Source organism: Streptomyces sp. V4I23, from assembly GCF_030817975.1.
Taxonomy (GTDB): Bacteria; Actinomycetota; Actinomycetes; order Streptomycetales; family Streptomycetaceae; genus Streptomyces.
Map to the genome: position 1 here is coordinate 4,723,798 of NZ_JAUSZW010000004.1, position 18,092 is coordinate 4,741,889.

The 18,092-nt window shown below is 71.7% G+C and carries 13 protein-coding genes and 2 pseudogenes; 8 read left to right on the forward strand and 7 right to left on the reverse strand.

Annotated features, from left to right (window positions below; translation table 11 throughout):
- Nucleotides 1-10: 10 nt before the first annotated feature.
- The 3 genes and pseudogenes from QFZ82_RS23810 to QFZ82_RS23820 form a co-directional block, all read left to right on the forward strand.
- Nucleotides 11-346: pseudogene (locus tag QFZ82_RS23810) on the forward strand (HNH endonuclease); the annotation flags it as partial.
- Nucleotides 347-452: 106 nt separating this feature from the next.
- A complete protein-coding gene (locus tag QFZ82_RS23815) occupies nt 453-1,202 on the forward strand; it encodes an HNH endonuclease family protein (protein ID WP_307717822.1) in 750 nt (249 codons plus the stop codon).
- Between the two features lie 51 nt (nt 1,203-1,253).
- The gene (locus QFZ82_RS23820) at nt 1,254-2,612 is read left to right on the forward strand and encodes a lipopolysaccharide assembly protein LapB (RefSeq protein WP_307715088.1); all 1,359 of its coding nucleotides are present in this window, start codon (nt 1,254-1,256) and stop codon (nt 2,610-2,612) included.
- A gap of 83 nt (nt 2,613-2,695) precedes the next feature.
- On the opposite strand, the gene QFZ82_RS23825 is transcribed toward QFZ82_RS23820, so the two are convergent.
- The 3 genes from QFZ82_RS23825 to QFZ82_RS23835 form a co-directional block, all read right to left on the reverse strand.
- Nucleotides 2,696-3,295, reverse strand: coding sequence for a DUF6262 family protein (locus QFZ82_RS23825; RefSeq protein WP_307715089.1), 600 nt, complete (start codon nt 3,293-3,295; stop codon nt 2,696-2,698).
- Nucleotides 3,292-5,052 (reverse strand): site-specific integrase, encoded by a 1,761-nt coding sequence (locus QFZ82_RS23830; protein WP_307715090.1) that lies wholly within the window; start codon nt 5,050-5,052, stop codon nt 3,292-3,294. Before QFZ82_RS23830 ends, QFZ82_RS23825 begins: the two co-directional genes overlap by 4 nt.
- Nucleotides 5,053-5,489: 437 nt before the next feature.
- Nucleotides 5,490-6,611, reverse strand: a complete 1,122-nt coding sequence (locus QFZ82_RS23835) for a tyrosine-type recombinase/integrase (RefSeq protein ID WP_307715091.1) — start codon at nt 6,609-6,611, stop codon at nt 5,490-5,492.
- Between the two features lie 123 nt (nt 6,612-6,734).
- Between QFZ82_RS23835 and QFZ82_RS23840 the strand changes: the two are divergent.
- Together QFZ82_RS23840 and QFZ82_RS23845 are read left to right on the forward strand one after the other, a co-directional pair.
- A pseudogene (locus tag QFZ82_RS23840) lies at nt 6,735-7,157 on the forward strand (HNH endonuclease family protein); the annotation flags it as partial.
- Nucleotides 7,158-7,260: 103 nt separating this feature from the next.
- On the forward strand, nt 7,261-8,007 hold the full coding sequence (locus QFZ82_RS23845; RefSeq protein WP_307715092.1) for an N-acetyltransferase: 747 nt from the start codon (nt 7,261-7,263) through the stop codon (nt 8,005-8,007).
- A 200-nt stretch (nt 8,008-8,207) separates the two neighbouring features.
- Here the strand turns inward: QFZ82_RS23845 and QFZ82_RS23850 are convergent, their stop codons facing one another.
- Entirely contained in the window at nt 8,208-8,975 is a 768-nt protein-coding gene (locus QFZ82_RS23850; protein ID WP_307715093.1) for a hypothetical protein, read from the reverse strand.
- A 158-nt stretch (nt 8,976-9,133) separates the two neighbouring features.
- Nucleotides 9,134-9,940, reverse strand: coding sequence for a DUF4352 domain-containing protein (locus QFZ82_RS23855; protein WP_307715094.1), 807 nt, complete (start codon nt 9,938-9,940; stop codon nt 9,134-9,136).
- A 283-nt stretch (nt 9,941-10,223) separates the two neighbouring features.
- Here QFZ82_RS23855 and QFZ82_RS23860 point away from each other — a divergent pair, with 283 nt between their 5' ends.
- The 3 genes from QFZ82_RS23860 to QFZ82_RS23870 all read left to right on the forward strand — a co-directional run bounded on the left by QFZ82_RS23860 (nt 10,224) and on the right by QFZ82_RS23870 (nt 14,530).
- On the forward strand, nt 10,224-12,272 hold the full coding sequence (locus QFZ82_RS23860; RefSeq protein ID WP_307715095.1) for an N-6 DNA methylase: 2,049 nt from the start codon (nt 10,224-10,226) through the stop codon (nt 12,270-12,272).
- A gap of 99 nt (nt 12,273-12,371) precedes the next feature.
- On the forward strand, nt 12,372-13,028 hold the full coding sequence (locus QFZ82_RS23865) for a hypothetical protein (protein WP_307715096.1): 657 nt from the start codon (nt 12,372-12,374) through the stop codon (nt 13,026-13,028).
- Nucleotides 13,025-14,530, forward strand: coding sequence for a serine/threonine-protein kinase (locus QFZ82_RS23870; protein WP_307715097.1), 1,506 nt, complete (start codon nt 13,025-13,027; stop codon nt 14,528-14,530). Before QFZ82_RS23865 ends, QFZ82_RS23870 begins: the two co-directional genes overlap by 4 nt.
- Before the next feature lie 58 nt (nt 14,531-14,588).
- On the opposite strand, the gene QFZ82_RS23875 is transcribed toward QFZ82_RS23870, so the two are convergent.
- Together QFZ82_RS23875 and QFZ82_RS23880 are read right to left on the reverse strand one after the other, a co-directional pair.
- Entirely contained in the window at nt 14,589-15,512 is a 924-nt protein-coding gene (locus QFZ82_RS23875) for a class I SAM-dependent methyltransferase (RefSeq protein WP_307715098.1), read from the reverse strand.
- Between the two features lie 147 nt (nt 15,513-15,659).
- Nucleotides 15,660-18,032, reverse strand: coding sequence for a YfhO family protein (locus QFZ82_RS23880; RefSeq protein WP_307715099.1), 2,373 nt, complete (start codon nt 18,030-18,032; stop codon nt 15,660-15,662).
- Nucleotides 18,033-18,092 lie beyond the last annotated feature (60 nt).

Consider the following 18,092-nt stretch of genomic DNA (forward strand, 5'->3'; position numbering starts at 1 on the left):
GCGTACGGGCGTGACAAGACACGGGACGTTCGCGGGAGGGGCCGCGCTGCTGGCCGTCGTCGTGCTCGCGGGCTGCGACGGCACCGGTGCCCGGCCAGGCGCCGGCGCAAAGCCTGCACAGGGCTCGTCCTCGGGCACCAGCCCCCTCGACAACCCCGGCGGGACCCGCCCCGGTCTCGGCGCACTCACCACCGACCGCGAGCGGGCGGACGCCCGCGAGATCATCGAGGCGCTGGCCACCAAGGGGCGCGGGCCCAGGACCGGTTACGACCGGGACGAGTTCGGCTACGCGTGGCTGGACACGGCGGACGGCGTGCCGTTCGCCCGGAACGGCTGCGACACCCGCATTATCTCTACGGTTCGCCGGGCGACTGAGGCATTTGCGCAGCTCATGCAGGGGGTGGCGAGTTGTGCTTACTGAGAGGCACGTGAGTTACAAGGGGGCAGAGAACGTGCACTCCTTCCGTGCGGCGGCGGTAGCAGCGGCAGCCGTGCTTCTCGTCTCTGGATGCGAGGGTTTCGGCGAAGACGGCTCCTCCGCGGGATCCGGTCCGGCTGCGTCGGACGGGCGGGCGGTCAGCCCGCTCAAGAACCCGGAAGGCACGAAGCCAGGGCTTGCGCCGGTGACGACGGACGCGGACAGGGCTGCGGCTCGCAGCCTCATCGCGCGCCTGACCGCGAAGGGGCGGGGCCCGAAGACGGGCTACGACCGCGACAAGTTCGGCTACGCGTGGATGGACACGGCCGACGGGGTGCCGCTCGCGAGGAACGGGTGTGACACTCGAAATGATCTCATTCGTCGCGATGGTCAGAACCTTCGTTTCCGCAGCGGCTCCGACTGTGTGGTCATCGCCATGACACTGCACGACCCGTACACCGGGACGGCCATCGAGTGGCGCAAGCAGCAGGCCTCCGAAGTGCAGATAGACCACGTGGTGCCGCTGTCGTACAGCTGGCAGATGGGTTCGTCGCGCTGGGCGAAGAGCAAGCGTGAGCAGCTCGCCAACGACGTGCTCAATCTGATCCCGGTCCAGGGCCGGGCCAACTCTGCCAAGGGCGACTCCGGACCTGCGTCCTGGCTACCGCCCGACAAGCGGATCAGGTGCGCTTACGCGGTCCGCTTCGCGCAGGTGTCCCTCAAGTACGGCCTCCCAGTGACGACGGCGGACGAGGCGATGATGCTGAAGCAATGCGAAGGCTGACAGCATCTGGCCCGAGGCCGATGTCGGAGGCGGTGGCTAGAGTGCGCTGTCATGGACGCTGCCGATCTTGACCGCCAAGCCCGGACGTTGTCCGGCTGCATTCCTCCGCGGCTGGTCTCGCGGCTTCTTGAGCTCGGCCACAGTGAAGAGGTGGAGTTCCAGGCCAGTCGGGGGGAGTGGTTCTGCGCGCGGGAGTGGGCGCGGCTGCTCGGTGACCAAGGTCGACAGGCCGAGGCGTTGGACGTGCTTGCGCCCTACGTCGCCACGGGCTGGTGGCCGGCCGCCCGGACCCAGGCGGAACTGCTCGAGAGGTGGGGGCGGGCAGAGGAAGCGATCGCGCTGGCCCGGCCGTACGCGAGCACGGGCGGACTCCCGCTGGAGTTCTTGGCGCGCATCCTGGCCCGGCATGGACGTACGGACGAGGCGGTCACTCGGCTGAGCACCGGAATCGAGGACTGGCTCCTCGCCACCGCTCTGGTCGACATCGCCGAGGGAGCAGGCCAGGACGAAGACATCGCCGCGTTGCTGGCTGCCCAGATCCCGGATCGGCACCGGTGCGACGGCCCGTGGTGCTGCCGAGGCCTCGACCCCGATACGGCAATCGGGCTTCTTGCGGTGATCCGTGAACGTCAGGGCCGCGTCGACGAAGCGATCGCTCTGCTGCACAGCCGGCAGCACATCACCTCCGTCAACAACCACGATCAGTTGGCCGACCTGCTGGCGAGACACGATCGGATCGAGGAACTGCGGGCCTACGCGGCGTCCGAGTACCTCGGACACGCCGCGCGCCGCCTGGCCGAGGTGCTGGAGGAACGCGACGACGTGGAAGGCGCGATCGCCGTGTACCGGCAGCCGGGCGACTCACCAGTCCGTGAGTGCCACGGTGCGGTCCGACTGTCGCAGCTCCTGGCCCGGCATGGCCGGGGTGACGAGGCGATCGAGGTGATGCGCACGCTTGTGGACGCACCCGGTGGCGCGGAGGACTGGCTCGTCGACACGCTGTGCACGCTGTACTCCGACCACGGCCGCCCCCGGGACGGCCTGGCCTGTCTCGACGCTCTCAAGGCGCGCCGCGATGGCGAAGAGGAGTGGGACTTCTCCAGGTTGCGGCTTCGTCTCATGGCCGACGATGGCCTACTTGATGAGGCAATCGAACAGGCGCGGGCGCACCCGGAGGGTGACACCTGGTACGCGGCCTGGACCATCTCCGACCTTCTCGCCGAGACCGGTCGGATCGAGGAGGCCGTCGCCGTTCTCGAACCGCACGCACCCGCCAACAGCAGTCTGCTGGCGGGCCACCTCATTGACCTGGGCCGCATCAAAGACGCTGTCGCACTCCTTCAGCAACGCAAGAACGAGCCGGTTACACCCGTCTCGACCGGCTTGTTCTCCACCGAGCCTCCCTTCTGACTCCGACAATTCGGCCGCGCCCCGCTGCTGTCCAGGCAGGCGACACACAGGCCGCCGGACAGCAGCGGGGGTAGAGCGCGGGGCTACGGGGTCGGAACGGCCCGCATGGCACGGCGGAGACTGGCCCGTGCGGCGGTGAGATCGTCTTCCGTCTCACGCAGCCGGCCCTCCAGGGCGGCGATCCGCTCCCTGGCCTCTGACAGTTCCTCGTTCAAGGCGGTGTTCCGCTGCTCCAGGTGCTGCACCCGCTGGATCAGCTCGTTCTGGTCCACTCCGTCCAACTCGGCACCGAGAGACAGCCGGACCCGGTTCAGGAGCCGGTCGCGTTCCCTCTTGAGGTCCTTGATCTCTTCGCGCGCCAGGGCGAGGTCCGTATGCAGTCCGGCAGGCGACACCTGTCGCGCCGCCGGAACGGGGGAGCCCTGACTTACCTGCTCTCGCTGGGCGGTGACGCCGTCCTGAACGGCCTGGTACACCTGGGGCTGGTTGTAGACGAACCACGTGGACACCGCCGCGTCCCGAGCCACCTGGCTGACGGTGATGCGCCGTCCCGAGCGGAGAAGGCCGGCCACTGCATCGAGCGCCCGCCTGGTCTTCTCCTCGCTGTCCTTGGCGCGGCTGGCGCGCAGGCGCTCGACCCGTGAGTTCCGGTCATTGCCGCCTGAAGCGGCGGGACTCTTCATTCGGGGCTCCGTGTTGTCAGTGCCTGCAAGGGGACGAAGGCCGCTGCGGAGCGGGCCTTGCGCAGCTCGCGCGAGGCGGATTCGACGACCGCGCGCTCCTCGGCGGGCAGCGCGTCGAGCTTCCTCCGCATCTCGTCGGCCGACTTCGAGTACGCGCGGATCTGGTCGTCGAGATTGCGAACAACCCAGTCCGCGGCCTCCATCGCCAGAGCGGCCTCCTTGTCTGCCCGCAGGTCCGCGATCTGCTGTTCCAGGGCCGGTAGGTAGGAGGGGTCGGGCCGGTAGAAGTCGCAGCCGGCGCACTGGAAGCGGATGCGGCAGTGCCCGCCTCCGGCCTTGACGTTGCTCGGTTCGGTACAGCCGCCGTATGGGACCCCGACGCTCTCCACTTCGTAGGCCAGTGGGTCGCTGAAGCCACGGGATTCCCCATGCCGGTCGACGGCGAGCGCCGCGACCGTTCGCACGGCTTCCTGTTTCCGGCTGAGGGAGACCTTGTAGTACCCCATGGTGACGTCCAGCGACCGGTGGTCCATGAGTTCCCGGAGGACGTCCGGCCGGGTTCCGGCGTCCGCGTGACGCTGGGCGTAGGCGTGGCGGAAGCCGTAGGGGACGATCTTGGTGCGGTCGTATGCCAGTGGTTCGCCGTTGTCGTCCAGGCGCTCGTCCCAGATGCCGGGGATGAGCTCGTCGACCCAGATGCGGAAGATGCGGCTGCAGAACTGCGCCGAGGTGAGGTGGCGACGGCGGGGGCGGTTGCGTTGACCGGGGGAGGGGAACAGCCACTGGGTGCAGGCCGGCACCGGAGGGAGAGTCTCCAGCTCCCTCTGCCAGGCCTCGATCTCCCGGGCGGTGCTCTCGGAGATCGGCAGGCGGCGGCCGTGGCGGCGCCGTTTGTGATTGTCGTAGATCAGCGTCGGTTTGCCGTCGATCCACTCCAGGCAGTCCCGCCGCAGGCTGGTGACCTCGCCCGGTCGGCGACCTGTGTCCCTCAGGACTGTGTAGACCACCTGGTACATACGGGCGAAGTCAGCAGTGGTCCAACCGCCGCTCTCGTAGGCCGTGGAACTGCCCAGCAGGTCGATGTGCGCATCGAGTTGGGCGATGACATGCTCGGGAACTGCTCGGCCGATGTCGTCCTCGGTCACCTCGATCGCCGCGATGGTGTGAAAGCGGGGATTGACGGCGAACCCGCCGGGGATGTGGTCCATCATCCCGGCTTGCCGGGCGAACTCCAGGAACGCACGCCAGCGCCGCAGCAGTGCTCGCCTGTGGCTTGTCGAGTGGTCGTGCCCGTCCTCGGGGCGTTTGGTGACGCGGAAGTGGTCCACTACGGCGTTCATGTCCGCCATCGACAGCCGCTCAGGGGTGTCTCCCTCGGAGCGGTGAGCCAGCGCGGCCGACGCGATGGTCGCGGCGTACACGGTCTGCCTCAGCTCCAGAACATCGGGACGCGCAGCGCGCCCGTACTCCTTGACGAGATCCCGCAGCCACGTCTGTCGCACGGGTCGGAAATCGATCACGCCGTGAACGGCTTTGTACTTCCTTCCCCGCCCCGCCGTGAGGCCTACCAGCGCGCATTCCCAGACGTCGCCCGAGGTGGGGTCGGCGCCTTCGAATTCCGCCCGGGCACGTCGGATGTGAAGGAGGACGTCGTTGAGAACGCCTCTGGCGGCAGCGGGGAGTTCGGAGGAGAAGCCGGAGTCAAGGCTCAGGAGGGAGTCGAGCTCCTGCGGGAGGCCGGCCACAATGCGGCGCATGCGTTGGGGGACGAGGCTGATTCCAGCGTCGTCGCGTTGCTGAAGCCCATACAGAATCTCGTGTCGCACGGCTGGGGGAACTTGCGCCAAAGAGAACTGGGAGACCCCTGGCTTCACTCCGTCCGTGACGTTCGGCCGTCGACGAGCCACCACCGGGGTGTACGTCGTGTCGAAGTCCGCAGGATTTCCTCTGAGGAGACGGGCTTTGCGGCAGGCGTCGCAGCGACTGCCGTTGTTTCCGACGTGCGTGGAGCAAGCCGCGACTACGCAGGTGAATACGTGGGTCGTCGGATTGTCTGGATCAGCTGTGAACAGTGCCTTGGTCGGATCCCATTCGGTCGCTCGCCAACCGGAAGCGAGGCGTTCTGCGAGCCAGGCGGACCAGTCGGTGAGCGCGGTTGACTGCGAGGGAAGCGAGGCGAGCACGGTGCTCGATGTCATCGCGCGATCTCCAGGGTGAGGCTGTCGACGGCCGATCGAAGGTCCTCGTCCTGAGCGTGGAGATAGACAGCCGTGCTGGCCGACGACGCATGCCCCAGCAAGGTCTGTACGACATCGGGCGCCACGCCACTGCGGATCCAGCGGGTTGCCGCTGTGTGCCGCATCATGTGCGGCCGGGCGCGCAGGCCGCAACGGTCACCGATGCGCTCGATGACCTGCTTCGCGTTCGAGTACGACATCGGACGGCCCGCCCAGCAGCCGACGAGATTCACGAATACGTAGTCACAGCCTGCCGCTCCGTAAACGTCTTCCCGCTCGGCCAGATACTCGCGGTACCGGTGAACGGCGTTCTGAGCGAGGGGCACCGCACGGTGCCGGCCGGCCTTGGCGCGTGCCCCGTTCTCGTTGTCCTGGCGGGGGCGGACGTGCAGGTGGGCGCCACCGGTCCGGCAGCCGAGATGTGTCGAGTCCGGGAGTAGGTGCATGTCCTCACGCCGCAGCCCGAGGGCTTCGCCGATGCGGAGGCCCGCCTCCACCAGGACGGTCAGCAGCAGCCGGTCACGCGCGGTGCGAGCGGCATCGAGAATCTGATCCATCTGGGCACCGGTGAGAGTCTGTGGTGCCCGCTCGATCTCCGGCGTTTTGAGGACACGGGCTTTGACCATCAGATGCTGGCCACCCTCGCCGGGGCCGAAGCCGGACGGGGCATGGGTGAGGAAGCGCGGTTCGCTGAGACGCGCCGCGACCTCGTGATCCACATGGCCCTGGACCGCGCAGAAGCGGAGAAACTCGCACACCGCGGTGAGTGTGGCGTTGACCGTCTTGCCGGACGGAGGCCGCCCATGGCGTGTCGGTGTCCGTTCGACGTGGAACTTGAACAGGCTCATGTCCCCGAGCCGGACGGTCTTCCAGTCGGTGCCTCGCTCCGCGCACCAGTTGAGGAAGCGACCGATTCTGGGGATGTACGCGCGCTGTGTCTGTGGCGATCGACCGGCTCCGCGCAGATACAGGGAGAACTCGCGGGCCTCGGGATGAGGCGCGTACGTCTCCTCGCCGACCAAAAGCCAGGTGATCTCTCCGGTGGTGGGCGATACGGCCTTCTCTGTGCGTAACGTCACGGGATCTGCTCCCTGTCTCCAATGTCACTCATGTGCCTCATGGCGTGACTGATAACGGCGATGGACAGGAATGAGTTACGGCTGTGCCTCATGTGCATCACATGGACGAGGGAGATAGAGATAACCCGCAACGACCTGCTCGCCCGCGACGGTCACGACCTCGCCCACCGCTCGGGCTCCGACTGCGTGGTGGTGCGCATGACGCTGGACGACCCGTACACCGGCAGGACCATCGAGTGGCGCAAGCGCCGGGCGGCCGAGGTGCAGATAGACCACGTCGTGCCGCTGTCGTACAGCTGGCAGATGGGGGCGGCCCGCTGGGACGACGCCAAGCGGCGGCGCCTCGCGAACGACCCGCTGAATCTGCTGCCGGTCGAGGGCCGCGCCAACAGCGCCAAGGGCGACTCGGGGCCGGCCTCCTGGCTGCCGCCCCACAAGCGCGTCCGCTGCTCCTACGCCGTGCGCTTCGCCCAGGTGGCGACGGCGTACGAGCTGCCGGTGACGGCGGCCGACAAGAGGGCGATGCTGCGTCAGTGCGGCGGCTGACGCCAGGCACGGCTGCGGGGAGGCGACCGTGGGGGGGGCGGCGGCAGCCGGACGCCGGAACAAACCGGTGGGGCGGGGACACGGCGGTCGTTAGCCTGCGGGCATGAATCCCGTGATCACGACCCTCGCCGAACGCCCCGAACTCCAGGGCCCCATGTGGCAGATGATCGACACCTGGGACGAGTTCGTCACCCATGACCCGGTGGGCTGGGCCAACATCGGGCGGATCGTCGCGGAGCTGCCGGACTACGTGCTGGTCGCGACCGACCCCGAAGGCCGGGTCGTGGCACGGGCGTTCAGCGTGCCGCTGGCCCTGGACACCGACGGACGGCGCGAGTTGCCCGAGCGGGGCTGGGACCAGGTCATGCTCTGGGCGTTCTCCGATCTGCGGCACGGCCGCAAGCCGGACGTCGTCAGCGCGATCGAGATCACGGTGGCCACCGACCGGCAGGGGCAGGGCATATCCGGGCAGATGCTGGCCGCGCTGCGGGACCACGTGCGCCGGCTCGGCTTCGCCGAGCTGATCGCGCCGGTGCGGCCGAGCGCGAAGAGCGCCGAACCGGCCGCGTCCATCGACGAGTACGCCTTCCGCACCCGCCCGTCGGACGGCCTTCCGCACGACCCCTGGCTGCGCGTCCACGTCCGCGCGGGCGGTGTGGTCGAGAAGGTGGCGCACGCGTCGATGACGGTGTCCGGTTCGACCGCGGAGTGGCGGAAGTGGACGGGACTGCCCTTCGACACCACCGGCGAGGTCGAGGTCCCGGGTGCGCTGGTCCCGGTGCACGTCCAGGCCGAGCGCGGCTACGCGGTGTACGTGGAGCCGAACGTCTGGGTGCGCCACGGCCTGTGACACCCGCGCGGCGGTGCTCGTGCCCCCCTCGCCCGCCCCCGCTCGCCCGTCCCCTCCTCCGCCCCCGCTCGCCCGGGCCCCGCGTTGCCGGTGACGACGCCCGTCCCGGCAGCCGGACCGGACTGCCGGGGGGAGGGGGACACGGCGGCCGGGGAGGCCGCCCCCTCCGCGGCCTCCCCGGTCGTTCACGCTCGGCGCGCTTACTGCTCCGGCCGTGTCTTGTGCAGGTCGATGACGTCCTTGGCGGCCGGCTCGATCGGCCCCAGGGGCTTGTTGAAGTCCGTGAACGTCATCGTGGCCGGCTCCTCGCCGCCCTTCTGCTCCACCTTCAGCACGTACGGCTCGCCCTCGGCGGCGACGTAGACCTTGTAGCTCGCGTCCCCGTCCTTCTCGGTGAGGACGACCACCTGCTTCCCCTGCAGCGTGGTGGTCTCGCCGCGCCGCATCAGGTGGAAGCCCTCACGGAACTCGCCCAGGAACGTGTCGAGTTCGCAGAACTCCAGCTGCTCCTTCGCCTCGGGCGAGGACGCTTCCTCCTTCAGCCAGCGGCCCTTGAGCGTCTTCAGGACCTCCGCGTTCTCCTCGGCCGTGCCGCCCTCGTTCTGGCTGCGCAGGAACGCCTCGTCGAAGCGCATGTAGGCCGTGTCGCCGGCGCGCACCAGCTCGGCGGTCCCGGTGCCGCCCATGGTGAGCGTCCCCTTGCAGTCGCCTTGGGAGTCGATCGCCATGTACGCCTTGATGTTTCCGTCGGTCGTGTCGCCGGCGAAGTCGACGGTCAGTGACGTCGCCTTCGCGGTCGCCTTGGCGGCCGTGTCGGCGATCTCCGGTCCGGACATCCCGGGGAAGGGCCCGTCCGCCTCGCCGGACGCGCCGGAGAAGGGGCCGCAGGCCGTCGCGGCGAGCGCGACGCCGGCGCAGAGCGCGGCACGGACGAGGTGCGTGAACCGGCGGGGAGCGGTGGCAGGCATGGAGGTTCTCCGAGGCAGGGGTGGAATGGGGGTGCTGGGGTCCGGCGGGGCGTCGGGGGGCGCTCGGCCGGGGTGCGCGGTGGGCGCCGGTCAGGAAAGCCGGCTGCCCGGGGCGGCCCCGTCCCGCGCGGTGGCGGGAGCTGGGGCCGGGGACCGGCTCAGAGCGCCAGGTCCCACTGCGAGGCGTCGTACCAGACGTCGGGGACGACCTCGACCGTGAGGTTCTTCGCGTCGGCCGGGGTGTCGAAGGCGTAGGTCACCGTGGCCTTCTTGCCGGGCAGGATCGTGCTGTCGAAGCCCTGGCCGGCCTTGTCGTCGAAGATCTGCTCGGCGCTCACACCGTCCTTGCCCGCGCGGGCCGTGACCGTGACGAGGGTCGAGTCGAACTTCTTCTTGCCGGCGTTCTCGATGGTGATCGTGACCTGGTGGGCCTTGTTGCCCTTGGTGTGGCCGACGGCGAACTCGCCGGGGGTGAACGGCTTGGGCGCGGAGACGGTGACCGTCAGTTCGTCGTCATAGACGATGCTGTCGCCGGCGGCGAGCACCTCGGCCTTCGCGCTCTTCCCGTCCTTGTCCTTCTTGGACGGGTCCTTCGGAGCGGTGTTCTCGGTGGTCCGGTTCAGGTCGTCGACCGCGTCGTCCACGGCCTTCACCGTGGCGACCCCGATCACCACGCCCGCGATCATCGCGATCAGACCCAGGATCGCTCCGGCCGTCGCGGCGCCCTTGTTGGTGGCCTCCCCGCGCTTGACGCGGCCCCGCCCCATCAGGCCGAGGACCAGGGCGAGAAGGCCGAGGAGGCCACCGAGCCAGAAGAGCAGCGGGACGAATCCGGTGACGGCGCCGATGATGCCGAGCACCAGGGCGGCCGTGCCGAGCCCGTTGCGCACCGCGGCGGGCGCGCCGGGAGCGCCGTAGGTCCAGGCGCCGTGCGGCGCCTCGGGCTGCTGAGCGGACTGCGACATGGGTGTACCCCCCGGAGAGTTGTGGCCGGATCCGTGGAGCCGGATCCGTGTTCCGATGGGTCAATAAGAGCAGAGCCTGTGAACCGAGTCAACAAGATTCTCCGTTCACGCTGGGATCGTCATGTGAAGCGATGTCGACTGTGAAGGCGGGTAGGATCGCCGCCACAGCATCGGAACCGCCCGCGCGGACGGTCGCCGGACCACCCGCTGGGCAGACCCGCCCCGCCGGGGCGCGCGACAGCCGCCGGTGCGCCGCCGGAACAGGTCGAGGGGAGCCAGCCGGGTGCCGGACAACGCAGCAGAGGTGACCGCCGCCGGGATCGCCCGGCTCGCGGGAGTGGGCCGTGCCGCCGTGAGCAACTGGCGGCGCCGGCACGCCGACTTCCCGAAGCCCGTCGGCGGCACCGAGACCAGCCCCTCCTTCGCCCTCGCCGATGTCGAGCAGTGGCTACGCGACCAGGGGAAACTGGCCGAGGTCCCGCTGCGCGAACGGATCTGGCAGCAACTGGCGGGCCACCCCTCCGGCGCCGTCACCGCCCTGGTGCACGCCGGCTGCGCGCTCCTTCTCGTACGCGACAGGCCGGCCGGCTGGCTGGAGCTCTCCGCGGTCTCCGACGACCGCCTCGCCGAGGTGCTGCCCGGCGCGCTGGAGGAGGTGCTGAGCCTGCGATTCGGCGCCCCGCGCGCCGTGAGGACACCGCTCGCGGAGGAGCTCGTCCCCTCCGCGCCGATGCTGCGCGGCGTCGCGGAGCTCGCCGCGGAGACCGGGGCCCGCCAGGCGTTCGAGTTCCTGCTCGGCCGTCACCTCGACGCGAATCCCCGGCAGTACACGCTCACCCCGCCCGGCCCCGCCGCGCTCATGGCCGCTCTCGCCGGCCCCGCCCGCTGCGTCCTCGACCCGGCCTCCGGCACCGGCGCGCTGCTGCGCGCCGTCGAGCGGCCCGCCGCGCTCTACGCCCAGGAGGCGGACCCCGACCTGGCCGCCCTCACGGCCCTGCGGCTCGCCCTGAACACCGACGCCGACGTACGGGCGGCGGCCGGGGACGCCCTGCGCGCGGACGCGTTCGGGGATCTCGGCGCGGACGCCGTGCTGTGCCATCCTCCGTTCAACGAGCGCAACTGGGGCCACGACGAACTCGCCTACGACCCCCGCTGGGAGTACGGCTTCCCCGCGCGTACCGAATCGGAGCTGGCCTGGGTCCAGCACGCGCTCGCCCGCCTCCGCCCCGGCGGCACCGCGGTCCTTCTGATGCCCCCGGCCGCCGCTTCCCGCCGCTCCGGCCGCCGTATCCGCGCCGGGCTGCTGCGCCGCGGCGCCCTGCGCGCCGTCATCGCCCTGCCCGCCGGGGCGGCGCCCCCGTACGGCATCCCGCTCCACCTGTGGGTGCTGCGCAGGCCCGGCGCCACCGACCGGCCCTCGCCCGACCTGCTCCTCGTCGACGCCGCGGCCACCGACCAGGCGACGGCGGCGGGCCGCGACAGGCTCGACTGGCCCGTCGTCCAGGACACGGTGCTGGAGGCGTGGCTGCCGTTCGAACGGAACGGCTCCGCCACGGAGAACCCGGGCGTGAGCAGGCCCGTCCCCGTCATCGAACTCCTCGACGACGACGTGGACCTGGCCCCCGCCCGTCACCTGCCGCCACCGGCCGCGGGCGGCGGCACCGCCGAACTGGGCGCCGTGCGCGACCGGCTGACGGAGACCCTGCGGCGCACCGGCGAGCTCACGCCCCCGCCCGTCGAGCAGCCCCCGGCCGCCCCCGCGCACTGGCCGTCCACCACCGTGGGCGAGCTCGCCCGCGCGGGCGCTCTCGTCCTGCGTGCCGGAGGACAGGGCGCCGCTCCGGCCGGCGCCCCCGTGGCGGTCCTCACCGAACAGGACGTCCTGGCGGGCAGGCCACCCTCCGGGGCCCTGCCCGACGGCCCCGAGGAGGAGCCCGTGCTGGTCGAGGCGGGCGACGTCGTCGTCCCCGTGCTCGGCGGCGGCACGGTCGTGCGCGTGGCGGACGACGCCGCGGCGGGCGCGGCCCTCGGCCGCAACCTCCAGCTGCTGCGCCCGGACCCGGCCGCGCTCGACCCCTGGTTCCTCGCGGGCTTCCTGCGCGGCAGCGCCAACCAGCGCCAGGCCAGCAGCTATGCGTCGACCGCGACCCGCCTCGACGTGCGCCGCCTCCAACTGCCGCGCCTCCCGCTCGCCGACCAGCAGCGCTACGGGGCCCGCTTCCGGGCCCTGGCCGAGTTCGAGGACGCGCTGCGGCTCGCGAACAGGCTGGGCGAACAGCTGGTCCAGGGCCTGTACGACGGGCTGACGGACGGCACCGTGCGGCCGGAGTGACGGGTTCGACAACGGTTCCGTACAACCCCGGGGCCGTTGTCGGTGTCGGTGTATACGCTCGACATCGACCAGTGCGTTTCCAGCCATCCAGGAGCATCCATGCACGGCCCCGGCTATGCGCCGCCGCAGCCCCCGCGGGAGGTCTCCGCCTCGGTGATCGTGCTGCGCGTGCTCTTCGCGCTGATGCCGGTGATCAGCTGTGGGTTGCTGTCGTGGGCCACCATGCTGCGGCTCGCGGTGGTCACGCGCCGCCCGCGGGACTGGGCCCTGTTCGCAGCGACCGTGCTCGCGGTGGCGGTCTGCTTCGGCATGGTGATGTCGGACCCGACCGCCGACCTCGAGCTGCCCCGGTCGAACGTGGCCATCGCCGTGCTGCTCGCCATCGGGGTCCTGGTCGTCACGTACTACCTGTTCGCCGAGACCAAGCACTTCGCGACCCGGCCGCAGGCGTACTACGGTCCGCACCCGCACCCGCAGCCGCACTTCGGATACGGCTATCCGCCCCCGTCGGCCACCGCCCCCGCTCACGGCTCCCCCTGCACAACGCCGCCGCTCCACGCGCAGCCGCAGCCCGCGCCCGCCCCGCAACCGCAGGTCCCGCCGCAGACCCCGCCGCTCACCGCGCCCGTCCCGCAGCCCCAGGCAGCCCCGCGGCCCGCGCCCGCCTCCGAGCCGCCGCGGTCCGGCCGCATCGATCAGGTCCGCGCCGAGCTCGACGAGCTCAGCGACCTGCTCCGCAAGGAGGAGGACAGATGAACGGCCGTGTGATCGCGGGCCGTTACGAGCTGTCCGCGCTCATCGGGCAGGGCGGCATGGGGCAGGTCTGGACGGCGTACGACACCCGCCTCGACCGCCGCGTGGCCGTCAAGCTGCTGCGGCCCGACCACATGGCCGCCGCCACCGCCGCCGACGACATGCGCCGCCGCTTCGTGCGGGAGTGCCGGGTCACGGCCCAGGTCTCCCACCCCGGTCTCGTCACCGTCCACGACGCGGGCAGCGACGGTGACGACCTGTACCTCGTCATGCAGTACGTGGAGGGCGCGGACCTCGCGGACCATCTCGCCGAGCACGACCCCTACCCCTGGGAGTGGGCCGTCTCCGTCGCCGCCCAGCTGTGCGCGGTGCTCGGCGCGGTGCACGCCGTGCCGATCGTCCACCGCGACCTCAAGCCGCGCAACGTGATGGTGAAGCCGGACGGCACGGTCACCGTGCTCGACCTCGGTGTCGCCTCCGTCATCGACACGGACACCACCCGCCTCACCCACACCGGTTCGCCGATCGGCAGCCCCGCCTACATGGCTCCCGAGCAGGCGATGGGCGGCGCGGTCGGCCCGTACACCGATCTGTACGCCCTCGGGGTGCTCCTGCACGAACTGCTCAGCGGGAACGTGCCGTTCGCCGGGTCGACCGCCCTCGGCGTCCTGCACCGCCATCTGTACGAGCCGCCGCTGCCGGTCCGCCAGGTCCGCGCCGAGGTCCCGGAGCCGCTCGAGGCACTGGTCCTGCGCCTGCTGTCCAAGGACCCGCAGCACCGGCCGTCCGGCGCCCAGGAGGTGTACGAGGCGCTGGCGCCTCTGCTGCCCGCGCGCGGCGCGCCGGCCGGGCCGCTGGACCCCACCCGCCCCTTCCTGCGCCCGCACGCGCCCTGGCCGGACCGGGTGAGCATCCCGTCCCCGGCCGCACCGCCGGTGGCGCCCGCGCCCCGGCCGGACGTGGCCGCGGCCGTCGACGAGGTCAAGCGCCTGCTCGGCGAGGGCAGCATCACCCAGGCGGTGGACATCCTCGGCGGCATCCTCCCGGCCGCCGCCGCCGAGCACGGCGAGCACTCGCCCGTGGTGAGGATCCTGCGCAAGCAGTACGCGGCGACGCTGATGGACGACGGCCAGTACCGCCGCGCGCTGCCCGAGCTGCGCCGCCTCGCCGACGACCGCACGGCGGAGGCGGGCCCGTTGGACCCGCAGACCCTGCAGTACCGCTTCGACGCGGCCCAGTGCCTGGAGCAGCTCGGCGAGCCGGCCGCCGCGCTCACCGAGTACCGCGCGGTCCTGCCATACTACGAGAGCACCGACGGCGACCGCGCGCTCCAGGTCCGCCACCGCATCGGCCACCTTCTGCTGGCGGTCGGCGACCACACGGCGGCCCGGCACCAGTTCCAGTCGCTCCTGCTCGACGCGGAGCGCGCGTACGGTCCGTACCACCAGCTCCCGGCGGAGCTGCGGCGCGCACTGGAGCGGCAGCAGCAGTTCCGCACGGGCTGAGACGGAAGGCGGCCCCGCCGCCGTCACCGGCAGCGAGGCCGCCCGTGGGCGCGCGGTGTCAGCTCGCCCGCAGATAGGCCGACGTCGAGACCCTGCCCAGCATCCGCAGCCGGGACGTGCCGGCCGCCAGGTGCTTGTCCAGGGCGTCCTGCACGCCGGGCCACTTCTTGTCGCCGTAGTCGTCGAGCACCACGATCCCGCCGGGAGCGGCGATCTCCTCGACCCACTCCAGGTCGGCCCGCACCCCGTCCTCGGAGTGGTCGCCGTCCACGATGATCACCCCGTACTCCCGGTCGGAGACGGCCTCGCGCACGTCGGGGTCGGACGAGAAGCCCCGCTCGATCCTCGACGCGTACGCCTGCGGGCTGCCGGCCAGCGCCAGGTTGGCCCGCACGACGTCCTCCTGGACGGGCGTGCCCGTCGGGTCCGCGTGGTGGGTGGTGCCCGGCTGGAGCTGGGAGCCGGCCAGCGGGTCGACGATCGTCAGGTCGGGCCGGGTGCCGGCCCGGTGCAGCATCCGCATCAGGGCGGAGGCGAACTGCCCGTAAAGCGTGCCGATTTCGAGGATGTTCCCGTTGGGCGGGGACAGCAGGGGGACCGTGGCGAGCTTTCCGCACACGTTGGACGTGGAGCCCGCGAGCCTGCCCACGCCGAGCGCCTCCTGGGCGACCACCGTGCGGTAGGCGACGACGACGCTGCGGCGTGCGTGCTCGCTGCCGCCGCTCACCTGCTCTATCTGGCGCACCAGGGTGTCGATCGCGCCGGGCGTCGGCATCCGGTGCGTCCCCCTGCCCGTGCTGTCGAGGAGCAGCCCCAGCGCGTACTGCCGGGTGCGCATCTCCCCGACCTCTCTGCGCAGGGAGTCCACGTCGGCCCGCAGGGTTCTGGTCACACGCTCCACGCCCCATCTCACGCGCGGTTCGACCAGCGTGAGGGCGGGGCGCAGGACTCGCTTCGTCAAACGGTTGGGCACAAAGGGCATGTCCGGGAACGTACGCGTGAACGCCCCTCGACCCCACCAAGGGCCGATGCTGCGCAGGTGAAGTCTTGATGTCACGGCCGTGAAGGACCTTCCGGTTCCAGGTCGAGCGGAGGTGACGCCCCGCGCGGGACCGCCGCCGGCCGGTGCTCACGCCTCCCGGTGGCCGGCTCCCGCGCCCGCTCGCCGCCTGACGAGCAGGACGGTGACGGCCAGCGCGACCAGCGCACCCGCACCCGCTGCGGACCCCGCCACCAGGCCCGGAGGCCGGAACGAGCAGGTGACGGTCGAGGTCGTGCCGTCCAGCGGCACGGCGACCAGTCCCAGGTACGAGTCCGCCGGGCGTCCCTCGCAGCTCCAGCCCGCGATCCGCGGCGCGGCGAGCACGGCTGTGCCCTTCGTGCCCGGCGGCAGCTCGGCCGTGACGCCGCTGTCCGTGACGTCCACCCGCACCGCGCCGGTCCTCGTGAGACCGGCGACCGCGGCCTTCAGCCGGTCGCGGTCCAGGCAGCCGATGCTCGCGTCACGCGGCGCCTCGCCGCCGTAGACGACGCGGGCGCCCGGCTCGGTGACCGTGCCGAGCGGGGTGAGCGCCGCCCGCCGCTTGGGCTGTCCGCCGCGCAGCTCCACCGCGGGGCCGTCGCCGACGCGTGCCGTTCCCGTGTGGTCGGGCGCCCACAGGAACACCTCGGTGCCGACGCGACAGGCGCCCGCGACCGGGGATTCGTAGACCTTCGCGCCCAGCAGCAGCTCCTGATTGCGCAGCGGCGAGGCGCCGTAGCGCGGTTCGGCGCCGGCCGGCCGCACCGTCACGAGCGGGGCGGTCTCCTGCCGGATCACCTGGGGCTTCTGTCCGGGGGCGGTCCGCAGCCGGGCCCCGACCGAGAAGACGGCGTCCGTGACCGGATTGTCCAGGGACTGCAGACTGCGGCCGCCCGACGTCCAGCCGCCGCCGAGCGCCGCCAGCGTGCGCGTCAGGACGTCGGGCGTGTGGCTGCTGTAGTACGAGGCCCCCTGGCCGCCCAGCAGGATCGGGTCGTTGCCGGTGAGCTGTGTGCGCCCGGGGTCCGTGCGGTAGCCGGGCCAGCCGTCGGCGGCGGCGACGGCCGCCGCCCGCTCGCTGTGCGACGCGCCCCACGGCGGGTAGTCGTCGAGCCTGGCCGGGCGCTCGCGGTCGGCGTACGCGGTCGTCGCCGCGGCCTGGCCGGCGAGCGCCCCGGTGAGCAGGACCGCGGCCACCGCCACGGCCCGGCCCCGCGCGGCGAGCAGCAGACCGCCGAGCACGGCGGCCAGCCCCGCCGCGAACAGCAGGTACGCCGGGCCGGTGACCAGTTCGCTGGTGCTTGCGCCGAGCGCGATCACGGCCACGACGGCGCCGCCCCCGAGGAGGGTCCGTCGTCCCGGCCAGCCGCGCGACAGACAGGTCCAGGCGGCGATGACGACGATGCCCGCGAGGACGAAGGCCTGCCGGTAGGGACTGCCGTTCGGGGTGGCGAAGGCGTGCCACACCAGGTGCGTCGGGCCCCACTGGAGCGAGACGGCGACCGCCGCAATGAGCGCCGTCCACAACCGTCTCTCGCGCCTCGGCACGGACCGGTTGAACGCGAGGCCGCCGGCCAGCAGCAGCGCCCCGCCGCCGACGAAGACGGCGGGGGTGAAGAAGCTGTACGTCGCCGGCAGTGTCCGGGCGAACACGTCCGTCCAGCCGGCCGGCGCGAACTCCTTCGTCCACCCCGGGTAGGCGTGCTTCGAGCCGAGGAACACGGGGACCAGGACCGGGGCGGACAGGCCGATCCCCAGCAGCACCGTCCACGCGGCGCGCAGCAGGGCCCGTATCCTCTCCCGCGCCTGGGTGTCCTCCAGCAGCAGCCGGGCGAGGAGCACCAGCGCGGCGCCGAGCGTGGCCATGTACGCGGTGTAGAAGTTGGCGATCCACGCGAGCGCGACGATCACCGGGCCGAGCAGCGGCCTCCTGCCCTTGCGCGCCCACTCGCCGACCAGGCACAGCAGCGGGAAGGCGATCAGACCGTCCAGCCACATGGGGTTGTACGACGCCTCCACGACCGACCAGCCGCACAGGGCGTACGAGGCGCCGAGCACGCCCGCCATCCACCGGCGCCCGTGGCCCTTGTGCAGGGCGGTGAGCAGCCAGGTCATGGCAGCGGCTGCGGCGGCCGTCTTGACGAGCGTCACGACGTAGACGGCAAGGTCGATCCCGTCCCGCGGGAAGAGGCCGACGAGCAGGGAGAAGGGGCTCGTCAGATACGTGCCGAGGTCGGGCAGCGCGCTGGTGCCGTAGCCCGACTGCCAGTTGAGCAGCACACCGCCGTCGGCGCGTCCGTGGAGCAGGTCCCACAGGTGGGCGTGGAACGGGACGAACTGGTTGCCGAGGTCGTTCACGCTGCGGGTGCGCGGTCCGAAGGGGAAGGTGCGGGCGACGGCGTCGCCGGCGCTCACCGTCCCGACGGTGATCAGCGCGGCGAGGGCAGCGGCACGGCCGCGCGCGGAGGGCAGAGTCCACATGATGAATCGAATATGCCAGCGCCGATCGTGAAAACATGCTGTACACAGGTCAGTTCACTC